Source organism: Kitasatospora sp. NBC_01560 (genome assembly GCF_045208415.1).
In the GTDB taxonomy this organism is placed as follows: Bacteria; Actinomycetota; Actinomycetes; order Streptomycetales; family Streptomycetaceae; genus Kitasatospora.
This window is the reverse complement of the sequence record NZ_CP109364.1, coordinates 7,666,043-7,680,611: the sequence shown is the minus strand read 5'-3', so window position 1 is coordinate 7,680,611 and position 14,569 is coordinate 7,666,043. Positions and strand designations below refer to the sequence as shown.

Genomic DNA, 14,569 nt, shown 5'->3' with positions numbered 1-14,569 from the left:
GGGGCCGGACAGGCCGGGCGCGTCCGGGAACAGCGAGGGGTGCCGCCCCGCACGGCGGCACCCCTCGTCCCGGTTCAGGCCGCGCGGTGCTACCGGGGCTCCGGTACGGGGTTCGCGGGCGGCGGCGGGAACTCCTCGATGGCCAGCTCTCCCGAGCCGTCGTGGGCGGGGCGCTCCCGGACCCTCGGGGAGAGGGCGACGAAGGCGGTGGCGAGAAAGAGGAAGGAGCCGAGGCCGACGGCGAGCGGGAGGACGAACTCCATCGGGGCGGCGCCGTCCAGTACGGTACCGGCGGGCTCCGAATAGACGTGCACGGCAGCCATCGCGGTGTAGTGCATGCAGCTCACGGCGAGGCCCATCACCAGGGAGGCGCCCAGTGCGGCGGTCAGCGTACGGATGGTGACCGCGGCCCAGAGTGCCGTGGTCGCGGCGCCGACGGCGATCAGGATCGAGAGCGCCACCCGGCCGGGGTCGTAGCGGAGGCCGCCGTGCAGGCGCATCGCGGCCATGCCGAGATAGTGCATCGCGGCGATGCCGAGGCCGGTGACGATGCCGCCGGCCAGGAGCGCCGGGCCCCCGCGCCGTCCGTGGCCGACGACGGCCGCGCCGAGCCCGGTGACCAGGACGGCCACCACCAGGCTGAGCACGGTCAGCGGGACGTCGTACCGCAGTTCGGTGCCGGCGACGGCGAAGCCGAACATCGCGACGAAGTGCATCGTCCAGATTCCCGACCCGGTCGCGGCCGCCGCGGTGAGCAGCCAGTTCCGGCGCGCGGCCCCGGTCGCGGCGAGGCCGCGCAGGGTGCAGCGCAGGCCCAGGGCGGCGCCGGCGCAGGCCACCGCGTAGGACAGCGCGGGCGGCAGCCAGCCGTGACAGAGCTGGTTCGTCGTGCCCATCGGACCTCCGGTCGGCCGGTCGGGCCCGGGACGGGTCCTGCCGACCCCGGGCCCCCTGGACCGGGCGGACTCCGAACGGCGGGTGGACGGCGACCGGCCCGGACCGGTCCGGAGGTTCGATCACCCGTCATGTGCCAGCCGCACGTGCGCTTCCGGTCCGGGGTGCGTGGGACGCTATCGGTGGCCCGTATCAACGGCACGAAGATACGAAAAGCTGCTTGCGTCGTACGTCTGCCGTGTTCGAATGACCCGGTCCTGTGCCCGCCCCTCGACGCGGGGCGCGCGGGGCGGCGGCAGTCGCACCGACGTCGCCGTTCTTCCCCGCACCCCGCACCCCGCGAGAGGCGAGAGGCGCGGGGCGAGAGGCGCGACCCCCGATCGGCTACTCGTACTCGGTGCCGCCCTTGCGGGTCAGGTAGGCGTCGCTGACCACCTTGGCGATCGCGCGCCCGCCGACCACCGGGCTGTAGCGCTCGGTCACCGGCCGGACGACGACCCCCTCCCGCAGGTGCAGCGCCCGCCCGGAGACGGTCTCCCGCCCCTGGGCGAGCCCCAGGACGGTGTCCGGGTCGAACGGCCCGCGCCACAGCTCGGGCACCACCGGCAGCTCGCCGGCCAGCAGTTCGGCGGCCGGCAGCCAGCGCAGCTGTCCGTCGAGCACCGCCGAGACGTCGAACGCGGCGTACCCGGGCAGCTCGGTGCGGCCGGACTGCCCGTAGGTGAGGTCCTGGACGCCCGCGCCGAAGACCTCGCCGAAGATGCCCACCCGTTCGGCGCCGAGCCGCTCCGCGAGCCGGGCGGCGACCTCGGGTATGCGGTGCGCGCGCACGGCCCGCCAGTAGAGGTTCCGCTCGTCCTCGGCCAGGGCCAGCCCCTGGGCGCCGATGCCCTTGGAGGAGACCTCCAGCGCACCGGTGTCCGCGTGGTAGGTGACCAGGCAGCAGCTGCCGTGCAGCTTCTCGGTCAGCACGACCGGCTCCCCGGGCTCGAAGACGTCGGGGAAGCGCTTGAGGTTCTCGATGTCCACCCAGGGCAGCAGGTCGGGGGCGCGGACCACCTCACCGTTCATCGTGGTCGGGATCGGGGGCTGCCACTTGGTGACGCCGAGCAGTTCGGCGAAGTCCTCGCCCGTCCCGGCCGCGGCCGCCAGGTCGGTACCGGCCAGGGCGCCGGGCCGGCAGACGATCCCCTGCGACAGCTCCCCGCGCAGCCGGACGGCCTTGACCCGGTCGGCGTTGCCGCCGGCCAGCCGCCCGGTCAGGCCAAGCTCCTCGATCAGCACGGCGGGCAGCACGGCCTGCTCGGGGATGTAGACGGCGTAGTCACCGGTCCGGTAGGCACCCTTGGCGACGACGGCACGGTAGAGGCCGACCTGGGCCAGTTCGAGGGCGTCCGCGTTCGGGTGGGCCAGAATGGTCAGCCGCTCGGCGGTGACGCGCAGTGTGGACACGGGTGTGCTCCCCCCTCGGTTCGGCCGGTCGGCCGTCGGTACGTGGACCTCGCCGGAACGCGGGGAGTTCCCTGCGCACGGCTCGCCGGTGCGCACGGCCCGGCCGCGCGCACGGCTCGTCCGTACGACCCGGCGGGCGATACGGACGGTGACCACTCTGCCGCTCCCGGGTAGCGTGCGCGAAGGGTTTTCCGGCCGGCCGCGGCCCCGCCGGGCTGCCCCGATCGCGCCCCCGCCGGCATGACGGACCGTCCGGACGGGCAGGCATCCGACCGTGAACCACCCCGGTTTGAGTGTTCCGACAGCCGGGCAGGGATCCCCGATGCTCCTCGCCTGTGCAATGCGACAGGCGATTTTCTGCTCGTATTTGCGGCACTATGATCGCCGTAATGGCCGCAGTTGCGGCAGCATCCCTGCGCCCCTTCCGGCGCGCCCAGGAGGGGAATACCGATGAGTACCGTTCGCACCGCCCATACCCGCAGACTCGCCGTCGCTGCCGCAGCGGCCCTCGCCCTCAGCCTCGGGGTCACCGCCTGTGGCAGCGACGGCGGCACGAAGGCCTCGGACAGCTCCTCCGCGAGCGCGTCCGCGGCCGGCACCACCGCCGCGGGCAGTGCCGCCCCGAAGGCGTCCGGCACCATCACCGTCTTCGCGGCCGCCTCCCTCAAGGAGAGCTTCACCGACCTCGGCAAGAAGTTCGAGGCCGCCAACCCGGGCGCCAAGGTGACGTTCAACTTCGGTGGCAGCTCCGCCCTCGCCACCAGCATCAACTCCGGCGCCCCGGCCGACGTCTTCGCTGCCGCCAGCCCGGCCACCATGAAGACCGTCACCGACGCGGGCGGCGCCACCGGCGACCCGAAGGTGTTCGTCCGGAACACGCTCGCCATCGCCGTCCCCAAGGGCAACCCCAAGCAGTTCGCCGCGCTGAAGGACCTCGCCGGCTCCGGCGTGAAGGTCGCCCTCTGCGCGAAGGAGGTGCCGTGCGGCGCCGCCGCCGTGACGGCGCTCAAGGCGGCCGGCGTCGACCTCACCCCGGTCACCCTGGAGCAGGACGTCAAGGGTGCGCTGACCAAGGTCGAGCTCGGCGAGGTCGACGCGTCACTGGTCTACAAGACCGATGTGAAGGCCGATGCTGCGAAGATCGACGGCGTGGACTTCCCCGAGGCCGCCAAGGCCGTGAACGACTACCCGATCGCCGCCCTGGCCAAGGCGCCCAACAAGGACGGCGCCGCCGCCTTCGTCGCCTACATCCAGTCGCCCGAGGCCCAGCAGGTGCTGACCGCGGCGGGCTTCCAGGCGCCGTGATCCGTCGCACCACCCGGTCCGCCGCCGGGCCGGCAGCTCCGGGAACGGACCTGCCGGCCCGGCGGCGGCGCGCGCGCCGCGTCCCGGTCGCCCTGCTGCTCCCGGCGCTGCTCGGGCTGGCCTTCCTGATCATGCCGCTGGTCGGGCTGCTGATCCGGGCGCCCTGGAGCAGCCTGTCGGAGCAGCTCACCAGCCCCGAGGTGTGGGAGGCGCTGCGGCTCTCCCTGGTCTGTGCCACGGCGGCGACGGGGGTGTCGATGGTGCTCGGGGTGCCGCTGGCCTGGCTGCTGGCCCGCACCGAACTGCCCGGCCGCCGGATCGCCCGCGCGCTCGTCACGCTGCCGCTGGTGCTGCCGCCCGTCGTCGGCGGTGTCGCACTGCTGCTGGTGCTCGGCCGGCGCGGCATCGTCGGCTCCTGGCTGGACTCCGCCTTCGGCATCACGCTGCCGTTCACCACCACCGGTGTGGTCATCGCCGAGGCCTTCGTGGCGATGCCGTTCCTGGTGATCAGCGTCGAGGGCGCGCTGCGGGCCGCCGACCCGCGGTACGAGGAGGCGGCCGCCACCCTGGGCGCCTCCCGGCTGACCGCCTTCCGGCGGGTGACCCTGCCGCTGATCGCTCCCGGTATCGGGGCCGGCGCCGTCCTGGCCTGGGCCCGTGCGCTGGGCGAGTTCGGCGCCACGATCACCTTCGCGGGCAACTTCCCGGGCCGGACGCAGACCATGCCGCTCGCCGTCTACCTGGCGATGGAGTCCGACCCCGAGGCGGCGATCGCCCTCTCGCTGGTGCTGTTGCTGGTCTCGATCGCCGTCCTGGTCGGCCTGCGCGACCGCTGGATGTCGACGCCGTGACCGACCATGCCCGGCCGCCGGCACCGGCCGCCCGGGAGCGGGGAGCCGGCCCGGCCGACGTCCCGCTCCGGGCTCCGGCCGGCCCTCCGCCCGGCTCCCGGCAGCACTCGGCCCTCCGCCCGGCCCTCCGCCCGGCCCTCCACTCACCACGCCGGTCTCCGGCCGGCCACGCCTCCGTCTGGACGCCCACACCGTGACTGCCGCCGCCCACGCCCTCGACGCCCGGCTCCGGGTGGACCGCGCCGCCTTCAGCCTCGACCTCTCGCTCACCGCCGCCCCCGGCGAGGTGGTCGCCCTGCTCGGCCCGAACGGGGCCGGCAAGTCCACCGCGCTGCGCGCCCTCGCCGGGCTGCTCCCGCTCACCGGCGGCCACCTGCGGCTGGACGGCCGCGTCCTGGAGGACCCGGCCCTGCGCCTGCACACGCCCGCCGAGGAACGCCCGGTCGGCGTGGTGTTCCAGGACTACCTGCTCTTCCCGCACCTCAGCGCGCTGGACAACGTCGCCTTCGGCCCGCGCTGTCAGGGCCGGCCCAAGCGGGAGGCGCGGGCCGAAGCGGCCGGCTGGCTCGACCGGATGGGCCTGACCGAGCACGCCGGTGTCCGCCCGGGCCGCCTCTCCGGCGGCCAGGCGCAGCGCGTCGCACTCGCCCGGGCGCTCGCCGTCCGCCCCCGGCTGCTCCTGCTCGACGAGCCGCTGGCCGCCCTGGACGCCCGCACCCGGCTCGACGTCCGCTCGCAACTGCGGCGGCATCTGGCCGAGTTCGAGGCGGTGGCGGTACTGGTGACGCACGATCCGCTGGACGCGATGGTGCTGGCCGACCGGCTGGTGGTGATCGAGGACGGGCGCGAGGTGCAGTCCGGCAGCCCGGCCGACATCGCCCGGCGGCCGCGCACCGACTACATCGCCCGGCTGGTCGGACTCAACCTCTACCAGGGCAGCGCCGACGGCCGTCGCGTCACCCTCGCGGAGGGCACCGTACTGGCCACCGCCGAGGACCTGTCCGGCCCGGCCTTCGTGGCGTTCCCGCCGGCCGCCGTCACGCTGTCCCGGGAGAAGCCGGTGTCCAGCGCGCGCAACGTCTGGGAGCTGGAGGTCGCGGGGCTGGACCTGCACGGCGACCAGGTCCGCGCCGACCTCACCGGTGTCCTCCCGATGGCGGCCGACCTGACGCCCACCGCCGCAGCCGAACTCGACCTCGCCCCGGGCACGGTGGTCTGGGCGGCGGTCAAGGCCACCCAGACGCACGCCTACCGGGCCTGACCCGCCGCCGCTGAACTTCCGCTCCCGGGCTGCCGGTTCCGGGCCGATGGCGGACCGCTCGGCCGGTGGGCCGATGGCCGATGGGCCGATGGGCGGTGAGCCGGTGAGCCGGTGAGCCGCCGCTTCGCGCGCGGACCTACTCCGCCGGCGCCACGAAGCCGGACTCGTACGCGGCGATCACCGCCTGGGTGCGGTCGCGGGCGCCGAGCTTCGCCAGCACACTGCTGACGTGCGTCTTCACCGTCTGCACGCCGAGGAACAGGCGATCGGCGATCTCACTGTTGGTCAGACCGCCGGCCATCAGGCGCAGGACCTCGGCCTCGCGCCCGGTCAGGCCGGCGCGCGCCATGGTCTCGCGCGCCTCGCGGTTGCCCTGGCCGGCGGCGAGGCGGCGGATCGCCGCGGGGAAGAGCAGCGACTCGCCGGCCGCGACCAGCCGGACGGCGTGCGCGATCTCGGCCGGGCGGGAGCGCTTCAGCAGGAAGCCGTCGGCTCCCGCACGCAGCGCCCGGTAGACGTAGTCGTCGATCTCGAAGGTGGTGACGACCAGGATCTTCGGCGCCCGCCCGCCCGGCAGCGCGCCGTCCCGGACCAGTTCGCGGGTGGCCGCCAGGCCGTCCACCCGCGGCATCCGGACGTCCATCAGCACGACGTGCGGGCGCAGTTCGCGGGCCAGGGCGACGGCCTCGGCCCCGTCGGCCGCCTCGCCGACCACCCGCAGGTCGCCCTGCGCCTCCAGGACGGCCCGCAGCCCGGCCCGGACGAGTTCCTCGTCGTCCGCCAGCAGAATGTCGATCATCACGCGCCCAAGCGTAGGGGTACCCGAACGGTCAGCACCCATTCGCCGCCCTCCGGGCCCGCCGAGGCCTCGCCGCCGAGCAGCACGGCCCGCTCGCGGACGCCGCGAAGTCCCTTGCCGCCCCGACGCGGTGAGCTGCGGGACGGGCCGGCCGTGCGGAGCGCGTTGGCGCAGCGCAGCTCCAACCGGCCCTCCCGCAGGGCGATCCGGATGCTGATCGGTTCGCCCGGCGCGTACTTGAGGGCGTTGGTGATGCCCTCCTGGACGATCCGGTAGCCCTCGCGGGAGAGCACACCGGGCAACTGCCCCGGCGGCAGGTCGATCCGGGCCTCGACGGGGCTGCCGGCCGACCGCGCGGTGTCGAGGAGCGCGGGCAACTGCGCGAGCCCGGGCCGCTCGCGGTGGTCGCCGGCGGCGCCCCCCGGGTGGCCGCCGGTCCCGCTCCCGGCAGCGGCGCCGCCGCCCGCCCCGGCGGTGTCGCGCAGCAGGACGAGCGTGCGTTCCAGGTCCTCCATCGCCTGCCGCCCGGTCTCCTCGATGACTTCGAGCGCCTTCGCGACGAACTCCCGGTCGCCGACCGCGCGGGCCGCGCCCGCCTGCAGGACGGTCACGGTCAGCGCGTGCCCGATCGAATCGTGCAACTCGCGGGCCAGCAGGTTGCGTTCCAGCAGGCGTTCGGCCCGCTCCTCTGCGGCGGCCAGCCGCTCGGCCGGCGATGGTCCCAGTAGCCTTACCGCCATGGCGAGTTGGAGCCGACCGGCCCAGACGACCAGCCAGCCGAAGCCGAACAGCAGCACCGGCACCAGCAGCGGGTACCAGGTCGGCCCGTCGCCGGTGGGGAGCCGCCGGCCGGCGATCTGCGGTGCGGGCCCGGTCAGCAGGTCGAACGCCGCGGCCGGCACCAGGATCGAGGCCATCCCGACGAGCGAGCCGAGGGTCACCCGTCCGGTCAACCAGACCGCCGTCCGCCGCCGGTCGGCCCAGCTGCGGGCGGGTTCGGCGGCGATGTCCTGCTCCCGCTCGGGCATCAGCAGCAACCGCGCCTGCACGCCCTCCGCGCGCCGCATCGCCGGGAGCAGCGCGGCGATCACCAGCAGCGCGACGTCCACCGGGACGGCGCGGAGCAGGATCCCGCCGAGCCCGTGGGTGGACGTCCCCGGATAGATCATCAGCACCACGCCGGCGAAGATCCACCCGGCGGCCAGGTGCAGCCACCGCGCGTAGGTGGCAGCACTCAGCAGGGGGGCGAATATTCGGGGCATCCCGTCATCCTGCCAGGTCAGCGGAGTAGCAGGCACTCCCTCCTGAGAGGGAGCCGGATCCCCTCCGCAGCGGGATCCGCCGGGGCCGCCGGGCCGGTCGAATAGGTCGGGCAAGCAGAGCGGAACGACCGGCAGAACGGGAGAGCGGCCATGATCCAGGTGCAGGGCCTCACCAAGGAGTACGACGGCACGCGGGTGGTCGACGGTCTCGACTTCGAGGTCCGGCCGGGCGCGGTCACCGGCTTCCTCGGGCCGAACGGCGCGGGCAAGAGCACCACCATGCGGCTGATCCTCGGCCTGGACCGGCCGACCGCGGGCCGCGCCCTGGTTGCCGGCCGGCCGTACGCCGAGCTGGCCGAGCCGCTGCGGCAGGTCGGCGCACTGCTCGACGCCCACGCCGTGCACGGCGGCCGCACCGCCCGCGGCCAGCTGCGCTGGCTCGCCGCCAGCAACGGCCTGCCCGACCGCCGGGTGGACGAGGTGCTCGGCCAGGTCGGCCTGGCCGACGCCGCCGGCCGCCGGATCCGCGGCTTCTCGCTCGGGATGCGCCAGCGCCTCGGCGTGGCCGCCGCGCTCCTCGGCGACCCGCCGGTGCTGATGCTGGACGAACCGGTGAACGGCCTCGACCCCGAGGGCATCCGGTGGATCCGCACCCTGCTGCGCGAGCTCGCCGCCGAGGGCCGTGCCGTGCTGGTCTCCTCGCACCTGATGACGGAGATGGCGATGACCGCCGACCACCTGGTCGTGATCGGCCGCGGCCGGCTGCTGGCGGACGCCGCCGCCCCCGAGTTCATCGCCCGGCACGGCCGCGCCCGGATCCGGGTCCGCGCGGTCGACCCGGCCAAGCTCGACGCCCTGCTGCGCGGCTCCGGCCTCGCCGCCGAGCCGGTGGACGGCGGTGCCTGGGAGGTGAGCGGCGCCGCTCCCGAGCAGTTGGCCGCGCTGGCGGCGGCCAACGGCGTGGTGCTGTACGAGATCGCCGTCCAGCAGGACTCCCTGGAGGAGGCCTTCATGCGGATGACCACCGACAGCGTCGAGTACCGGGCGGTGGCGGCATGAGTCTCCTCGCCGCCGGTACGGCCGGCCCGCTCCGGGCGGAGCGGATCAAGTTCACCACCCTCCGCTCGCTCTGGATCACCCCGCTCCTCGCCGTCCTGCTCACCGCCGGGCTGGGCGTCGCCTTCACCGCGGCACTCGGCGGGAAGGACCGGACCCTCACCGCGGACCCCGGCGTCGGCATCCACTACGGGCTCAACTTCGGCCAGGCCGCGCTGGCCTGCTTCGGGATCCTGTTGATCGGGCAGGAGTTCAACACCCGCATGATCGGCACCTCGCTCACCGCCGTCCCCCGGCGCGGACGCCTCTACGCCGCCAAGCTCACCCTCGGCACGCTCGTCGCCCTCGGCGTCGGCCTGGTCTCGACGGCCGGCTCGTTCGCCGGGTACGCCGCCTTCGGCCCCAGCCCCGGCACCTGGGACGGGCCCGCCCTGGTCCGCAGTGCCACCGCCGGGGTGCTGTACCCGGTGCTGCTGGTGGTGCTCTGCCTCGGCCTCACCGCGGTGCTGCGCAACCTCACGGCCGCCATGGGCCTGCTGGTGCCCACCGTCTTCCTGCTCTCCCCGCTGCTCAGCAGCGTGCCGGGCGTCCGGCAGGCGGTCCAGTTCCTCCCGGACCGGGCCGGCCAGTACGCGCTGCACTACACCGACGACCCGGCGGTCGCCTACGGCCACTGGACCGGGCTGCTGATCATGGCCGTCTGGGCCGCCGCGGCCGCGTACGGCGGTCTGCGCTCGATACGCCGCTACGCAGCCTGACCCCGCGCCTGCCCTGCGCCTGCCCCGGAGCCGGCCAGCGCCCGCCCCGGGGCCGGCCGGGGCCTCGGCCGGAGCCCGGGCACCGGTCGGTCCGACCTCAGGCGCGCAGCGCCGGGTGGTCCGCCACCACCGTGCAGCTCCCCGGGGCGATCTCGGTGAAGCCCGCGTCCTTGACCAGCGGAAGGCCGCTCACCACCAGCTCCGCCCAGGCCTCGGGCGAGGCGGTGCGGACGGCCAGTGCGAAGCCGGACTCGACCCACTCCTTGCGCTGGGCGTCGTCCAGCCGCCACCAGGCGAGCTGGGCCGCGTGGCCGGTCTGCGCCATGGTCTTCCCGGCGCTCATGTCCAGCTCCGGGTTGAGCCAGAGCACCGGGAGGCCGGGGGCGGGGGCCGCCACCGGGCCGGTCTCCTCCAGGTCGGTGCCGGAGACCTGGAGCTTGGCCAGCTCCTTGGGCCAGCCGTCGAGCGGGATCGGCGGGAACACCCGCACCTCCGCCTCCTGCCCGGCCACGGTGATCCCGGGCAGTTCCCCGGCCCGGCGCCACTCGCCACCGCGGGCCCGCCGGACCACCTTGCGGATCCGGGCGTCCTCCCAGGCCGCCACGCGTTCGGCCCACTCGCCGTCCGCCTCGGTCACCCGCGGGTCGGCCAGCAGGGTGAGCACGGCCCGCGCCGAGGTCTCCAGCGCGTCGGTCCGCCCGGGCGGGGTGTCCCGCTCCAGCCGGACGAGCAGGGGCAGCACGTACTGCGGAAGGGCGTCGCGGTCCTCGGGGGCAGGGGCGGGGACGGGAGCGTCGAACGGAGAAGTCACCCGTCAAGCATGCCAGCCCCCGCCCCGCGGAGATCACGCCAGGGCGGGCGGCGCGGAGCCGGCCACCGTCGTACCGGGGCGCCCGGAGGACCGCACGGTCAGGAGAGGTAGTCCTCCAGGCCGCCGTCACGTCGGGTGTCCAGCGTCACGCAGTGGAAGCCGCCGCCGAGCTCGCGGGAGTGGCGCAGCCGGTGCGGAAGGACGGTGATGCCCGCGTGTTCGAGTTGCTTGATCAGGCCCTGCTGCCCCGACTCCACGATCGCCGTGTCGGGGCTGACCATCAGCAGGTTCATGCTGATCCAGCTCTCGCTGAGGGCGTGCCCGGGCGAGGAGGCGGACGGCTCGGCGGGCGGGCACCAGAGGATGTCCCAGCCGCGCAGCGGCTCGGGCACCGAGTCCGGGCCGATCCGCTCCGGGTTGAGCAGCACCAGGCCGGGCCGCAGCAGGGCGATGGTGCTGTCGATGTGGGTGTAGCCGTAGATGCCGCGCAGGGGGTGCAGGCGGAGGTCCCCGAGGAGTCCGAGGGTCGACTCCAGCCACTGCAGGCCGAGTTCGTTGCCGCTGCGGGAGACCTGGTAGAAGACGTCACGCCCGAGGCGCAGGACGTTGGCGGCGTCGAAGACCGGTTCGGCCTCGCCCAGCAGCGGCAGCCCGTCGGCGTCGAACTCGAAGAGCTCGTCGTCCAGTCGCGGCCGGGGTGCAGCCAACCACTTTGCCCCGCCGCGCAGGTAGTCCTGGAACAGGTTGCGCAGACCGAACACCTCGAAGTAGCGCTGGCGCATCGGGCTCGCCACCTCGATCACCGTCTCACCGACGACCAGCGTGAGGTCACGCGGGCAGTAGGAGTGGAAGCCGCCGTCCGCCCGCCACTTCGGCGCCGCGAACGCGGCCTCGTGATCGACGGCTTCGGGCTGGTGCACGGTGATGCCGAGCCCGCGCAGGGTGGCGACCAGCGCGTCGAGGTCCTCCTCGGTCTCCTCCACCACCTGCTGCGAGTAGGCGCCGACCGGAATCGCGGCGAGCTCGGCCGCAGGGGTCTTCGGAAAGCAGGACAACCAGGACGACGGGTCGGACTGCTCCGGCAGCCGGGCGCCGACGGCGGTGCCGACCACCACCTCGCGCAGCGTGGTGAACTCGTCCCAACTGTGCACCGGGCTGGCCGGCGGGGTCGGGCGGACCGACTCGGACATGACTCTCCCTTGACGCGGTTTCGGGGTTGGCGAGGAAAGCGGCGAACGGCGGACAGCACGGGGCACGCCGGGGCCCGGCCGGCGTTCGACCGGAGCCTCCAGGGACCGCAGGAAGCACAGGTGCTACAGAGACAACGGGGACAACCAGGACGACGGAGGCGCCTGGCATCGGCCGGAACCAGCCGCCGGAAAACGGACGGCGGCCCACCGACCCTTCCGGCGACACTTCGCGCCCGAACCCGGCACCTCCGGCCTCGGACATCGGATTTCGGACATCGGATTTCGACGTCAGGCCTCGGACGTCCGACTTCCGACTTCGAATGTCCGACTTCGAACGTCCGGCATCGAACGTCGGGCATCGAGCTCTCGGTTTTGAACTTCCGGATCCGGACGGGGCCTATGGATTCGGAGGGAGGAACTCCGGATTCGGGGACGGGGTTCGGAGCAGTCGCCGGCGGCTCCGACTGCTCGTGACGGATGGGAAATCGCGGGCCGGACTGTCCCCCACGGGGAAATCCCGGGTCGGGCGATCACGGATCGGGCAGGCGAATGCACGAGGTGGGTGAAGCGGGATCGAGCGCCAAGCTACCGGGCCCCAGGACGGCCACGCAAGCAGGTGATCGACATTCCGGCACCGCCCGGCGGGCCCGGCAATCAACCGGCCCGTTGTTCAACTCGCCATTCCCCGAGACTGATCAATTCCGCCGGGCCCGCAGGATCCGGCTGCCGCCCGCCAGGGTGATCAGTGCACCACCGGCAGCCGCCAGCCCGGCCACCGTCAGGCTCTGCCGCCGGGCCCGGCGGCGGTCGGCCACGGCCGCGCGCAGGGCGGCCGACAGGAACGCCCGCTCGACGCCGCCCGTAGCCAGCTCGCCGGCCGCCACCCTGCGCCGGACGTGTTCCAGGCGGTGCCCGCGGTAGAGGAGTTCGGGGTCCCGGTCGGCGGCGGCCCAGGCGCGCGCGGCCTCGGTGAGCCGCCGCTGCTCGCCGCGCGCCTCCGGCCCCTCCGCCAGCCAGTCCCGCAACCGGGGCCAGGCCTGCGGCAGTCCGTGGTGGGCCAGCTGAACGGCGTCCCGGTCCAGCACCACCAACCGGGCCCGGACCAGCCGTTCGAGCACTGCGGGCACACCGGGATCGTCGAACTCGCCCCGCCTGACCGGTTGGCGCACCCCCTCGCCACCGGCCTCGGGCACGGGCTCACCGCACAGCCGCAGGAACACCGACCGGGACCGTTCCCGGTCCGCCGCGCCGAGCCCGCCGAACAACGCTTCGGCCGTCCGGGCCAGCGCTCCTTCGAACCCCCCGGTGGCCTGGAATCCGGCCAGCGTGAGTGCGTTGCCACTGCGCCGCCGCCAGGTCTCCAGCAGCGCGGCCGACAGCAGCGGCAGAGCACCCGGCTGCTGGGCGGCGGTGGAGATCAGCACGGCCAGCAGCGCCCCCTCCACCGTGCAGCCGGCCCGCAGCGCGGGTTCGGTGATCGCCCGGCGCAGTTCGTCCGGCGCGGGTGCGCCGACGGTCAGGACGGCGTCCCGGCAGGCCGCCGCCAGGCCGGGGTGCTCCGCCCGGAGCACGTCGCACTGGTCGGACCGCACCACCAGGACCACCCGACATCGCAGCCCGCCGGCGCCCGGCGCACCCCGTCCGGCACCGGAATCCCCGAGGACAGCGGAGTCCCCCGAGGCACCGAACACCGCAGCGGCCCCGCCGGCCCTGCCGTTCCCACCATTCCCGCCATTCCTGCAGGCCCTGCCGTTCCCGCCGGCCCGGGTGACCCCGGTGACCCCGGAGGCCCTGCCGCCGACACCCCCGGCGGCTGCCACCGCAGGGCCCAGCGCCGCCGCCACCAGTGCATCCAGAAACCGTGCACGCTCGCCGGCGTCCCGGCACCGGGTGGTCAGCTCCTCGCCCTGGTCCACCACCAGTACCGGATCGCCGCCCGGCAGCCGCACGCCGCCGCCCGCTCCCCCGGTCCGACCGGCCTCCCGGCCTTCGCGCGCCCCGGATGCCCCAATCGCCTCCCCGGCTCGCTGCCCGAGCCTGGCGAGTGCCAACGTGTACGCCTCCATCGGCCGTTCCCCCGGGGTGAGCAGGGCCACCGGCGTGCCGGCATCCAACCGCCGGCCGACAACCGAGCCGGCCCCGGGGCCGGCACCGGGACGGGCACCGACACCGGGGCCCGAGCCGCCTCCACCTCCGACGCCTCCACCTCCGACGCTGCCACCTCCGACGCTGCCGCCGAGCCGCCCCCCGCCGTGCCACCCACCTCCCTGCCATCCCCCTCCCTGCCGACCGCCAGCACGCGCCGCGCCGCTCGGCGACCCGCCCCCTCCGCCGGGCCCGCCCGCGCCCCCGAGCCGGGCCAGCAATCCCGCTCTGACCAGCGAGGACTTGCCCACGCCCGAGGGCCCGGTGACCACCACGAGCCGGCGCTCCCCGAGCAGTCCGACCAGCCGGTCCAGCAGCGCCTCGCGTCCGAAGAACCGCTCCGCATCGACCGCTTCGTAGGCCGCCGCACCCGGGTAGGGGGCCCGTCCGGCGTCCTGGGCGCGGCGCCGGGCCGCGGTGTCGGCGGCCAGTTCGGCGGCCAGCAACTGCCATCGGTGCTGCCATTCGCGGACATCCCCGCCGCAGGCCTGCACGTAGGCGAGCGTGACGGCGAGGCTCGGCAGCCGGCGCCCTCCCGCGGCGACCGAGAGACTGGCCGCCGAACAGTGCGCCCGGACGGCGAGTTGGCGGTACGGCGGGGTGCCGGCCCGCTCCCTGAGGGCGCGTAAGTCGCCGGCGAACCGGACCAGCGGCCCGTCCCCCTGGTCCAGTGGACTCTCCCGACGCGGCACAGCGGCCCCCTTCTCCGGTGACGTGGTGGCCTCGCGACAGCCTCACGGTGACCTCGGTGTCCACCCTTTGAGATTCATCATGCTCAGGTCAGT

At 74.8% G+C, this 14,569-nt stretch carries 12 protein-coding genes; 5 read left to right on the top strand and 7 right to left on the bottom strand.

Annotation, left to right across the window (positions count from 1 at the left end; genetic code table 11):
- Nucleotides 1-89: 89 nt before the first annotated feature.
- Both OH807_RS33125 and OH807_RS33120 read right to left on the bottom strand, forming a co-directional pair.
- Nucleotides 90-896 carry an MHYT domain-containing protein gene (locus tag OH807_RS33125; RefSeq protein WP_406206548.1) on the bottom strand — a complete coding sequence of 269 codons (807 nt, stop codon included), beginning with the start codon at nt 894-896 and terminating at the stop codon, nt 90-92.
- Between the two features lie 382 nt (nt 897-1,278).
- Nucleotides 1,279-2,346 carry an RNA ligase (ATP) gene (locus OH807_RS33120; protein ID WP_406206545.1) on the bottom strand — a complete coding sequence of 356 codons (1,068 nt, stop codon included), beginning with the start codon at nt 2,344-2,346 and terminating at the stop codon, nt 1,279-1,281.
- A 450-nt stretch (nt 2,347-2,796) separates the two neighbouring features.
- Between OH807_RS33120 and modA the strand changes: the two genes are divergently transcribed.
- The 3 genes from modA (at nt 2,797) to OH807_RS33105 (ending at nt 5,763) form a co-directional block, all read left to right on the top strand.
- Complete coding sequence (modA, locus tag OH807_RS33115; RefSeq protein ID WP_406206543.1) at nt 2,797-3,651, top strand: molybdate ABC transporter substrate-binding protein; 855 nt, start codon at nt 2,797-2,799, stop codon at nt 3,649-3,651.
- Nucleotides 3,648-4,502, top strand: a complete 855-nt coding sequence (locus OH807_RS33110; RefSeq protein WP_406206540.1) for an ABC transporter permease — start codon at nt 3,648-3,650, stop codon at nt 4,500-4,502. Before modA ends, OH807_RS33110 begins: the two co-directional genes overlap by 4 nt.
- Nucleotides 4,503-4,695: 193 nt before the next feature.
- Nucleotides 4,696-5,763: an ABC transporter ATP-binding protein gene (locus tag OH807_RS33105; protein WP_406206537.1), complete on the top strand. Its 1,068-nt coding sequence runs from the start codon at nt 4,696-4,698 to the stop codon at nt 5,761-5,763.
- Nucleotides 5,764-5,899: 136 nt separating this feature from the next.
- Here the strand turns inward: OH807_RS33105 and OH807_RS33100 are convergent, their stop codons facing one another.
- Nucleotides 5,900-6,562, bottom strand: coding sequence for a response regulator (locus tag OH807_RS33100; RefSeq protein WP_406211329.1), 663 nt, complete (start codon nt 6,560-6,562; stop codon nt 5,900-5,902).
- The gene (locus tag OH807_RS33095; protein ID WP_406206534.1) at nt 6,562-7,824 is read right to left on the bottom strand and encodes a histidine kinase; all 1,263 of its coding nucleotides are present in this window, start codon (nt 7,822-7,824) and stop codon (nt 6,562-6,564) included. Before OH807_RS33095 ends, OH807_RS33100 begins: the two co-directional genes overlap by 1 nt.
- Before the next feature lie 150 nt (nt 7,825-7,974).
- On the opposite strand from OH807_RS33095, the gene OH807_RS33090 reads away from it, so the two are divergent.
- Nucleotides 7,975-8,883 (top strand): ABC transporter ATP-binding protein, encoded by a 909-nt coding sequence (locus OH807_RS33090; RefSeq protein ID WP_406206531.1) that lies wholly within the window; start codon nt 7,975-7,977, stop codon nt 8,881-8,883.
- Nucleotides 8,880-9,638 (top strand): hypothetical protein, encoded by a 759-nt coding sequence (locus OH807_RS33085; RefSeq protein WP_406206529.1) that lies wholly within the window; start codon nt 8,880-8,882, stop codon nt 9,636-9,638. Before OH807_RS33090 ends, OH807_RS33085 begins: the two co-directional genes overlap by 4 nt.
- Before the next feature lie 97 nt (nt 9,639-9,735).
- On the opposite strand, the gene OH807_RS33080 is transcribed toward OH807_RS33085, so the two are convergent.
- The 3 genes from OH807_RS33080 to OH807_RS33070 form a co-directional block, all read right to left on the bottom strand.
- Nucleotides 9,736-10,449, bottom strand: a complete 714-nt coding sequence (locus OH807_RS33080) for an aminoacyl-tRNA hydrolase (protein WP_406206527.1) — start codon at nt 10,447-10,449, stop codon at nt 9,736-9,738.
- Nucleotides 10,450-10,547: 98 nt separating this feature from the next.
- Nucleotides 10,548-11,639: an inosamine-phosphate amidinotransferase 1 gene (locus OH807_RS33075; RefSeq protein ID WP_406206523.1), complete on the bottom strand. Its 1,092-nt coding sequence runs from the start codon at nt 11,637-11,639 to the stop codon at nt 10,548-10,550.
- Between the two features lie 695 nt (nt 11,640-12,334).
- Nucleotides 12,335-14,476: an ATP-binding protein gene (locus OH807_RS33070; RefSeq protein ID WP_406206521.1), complete on the bottom strand. Its 2,142-nt coding sequence runs from the start codon at nt 14,474-14,476 to the stop codon at nt 12,335-12,337.
- Nucleotides 14,477-14,569: the final 93 nt, after the last annotated feature.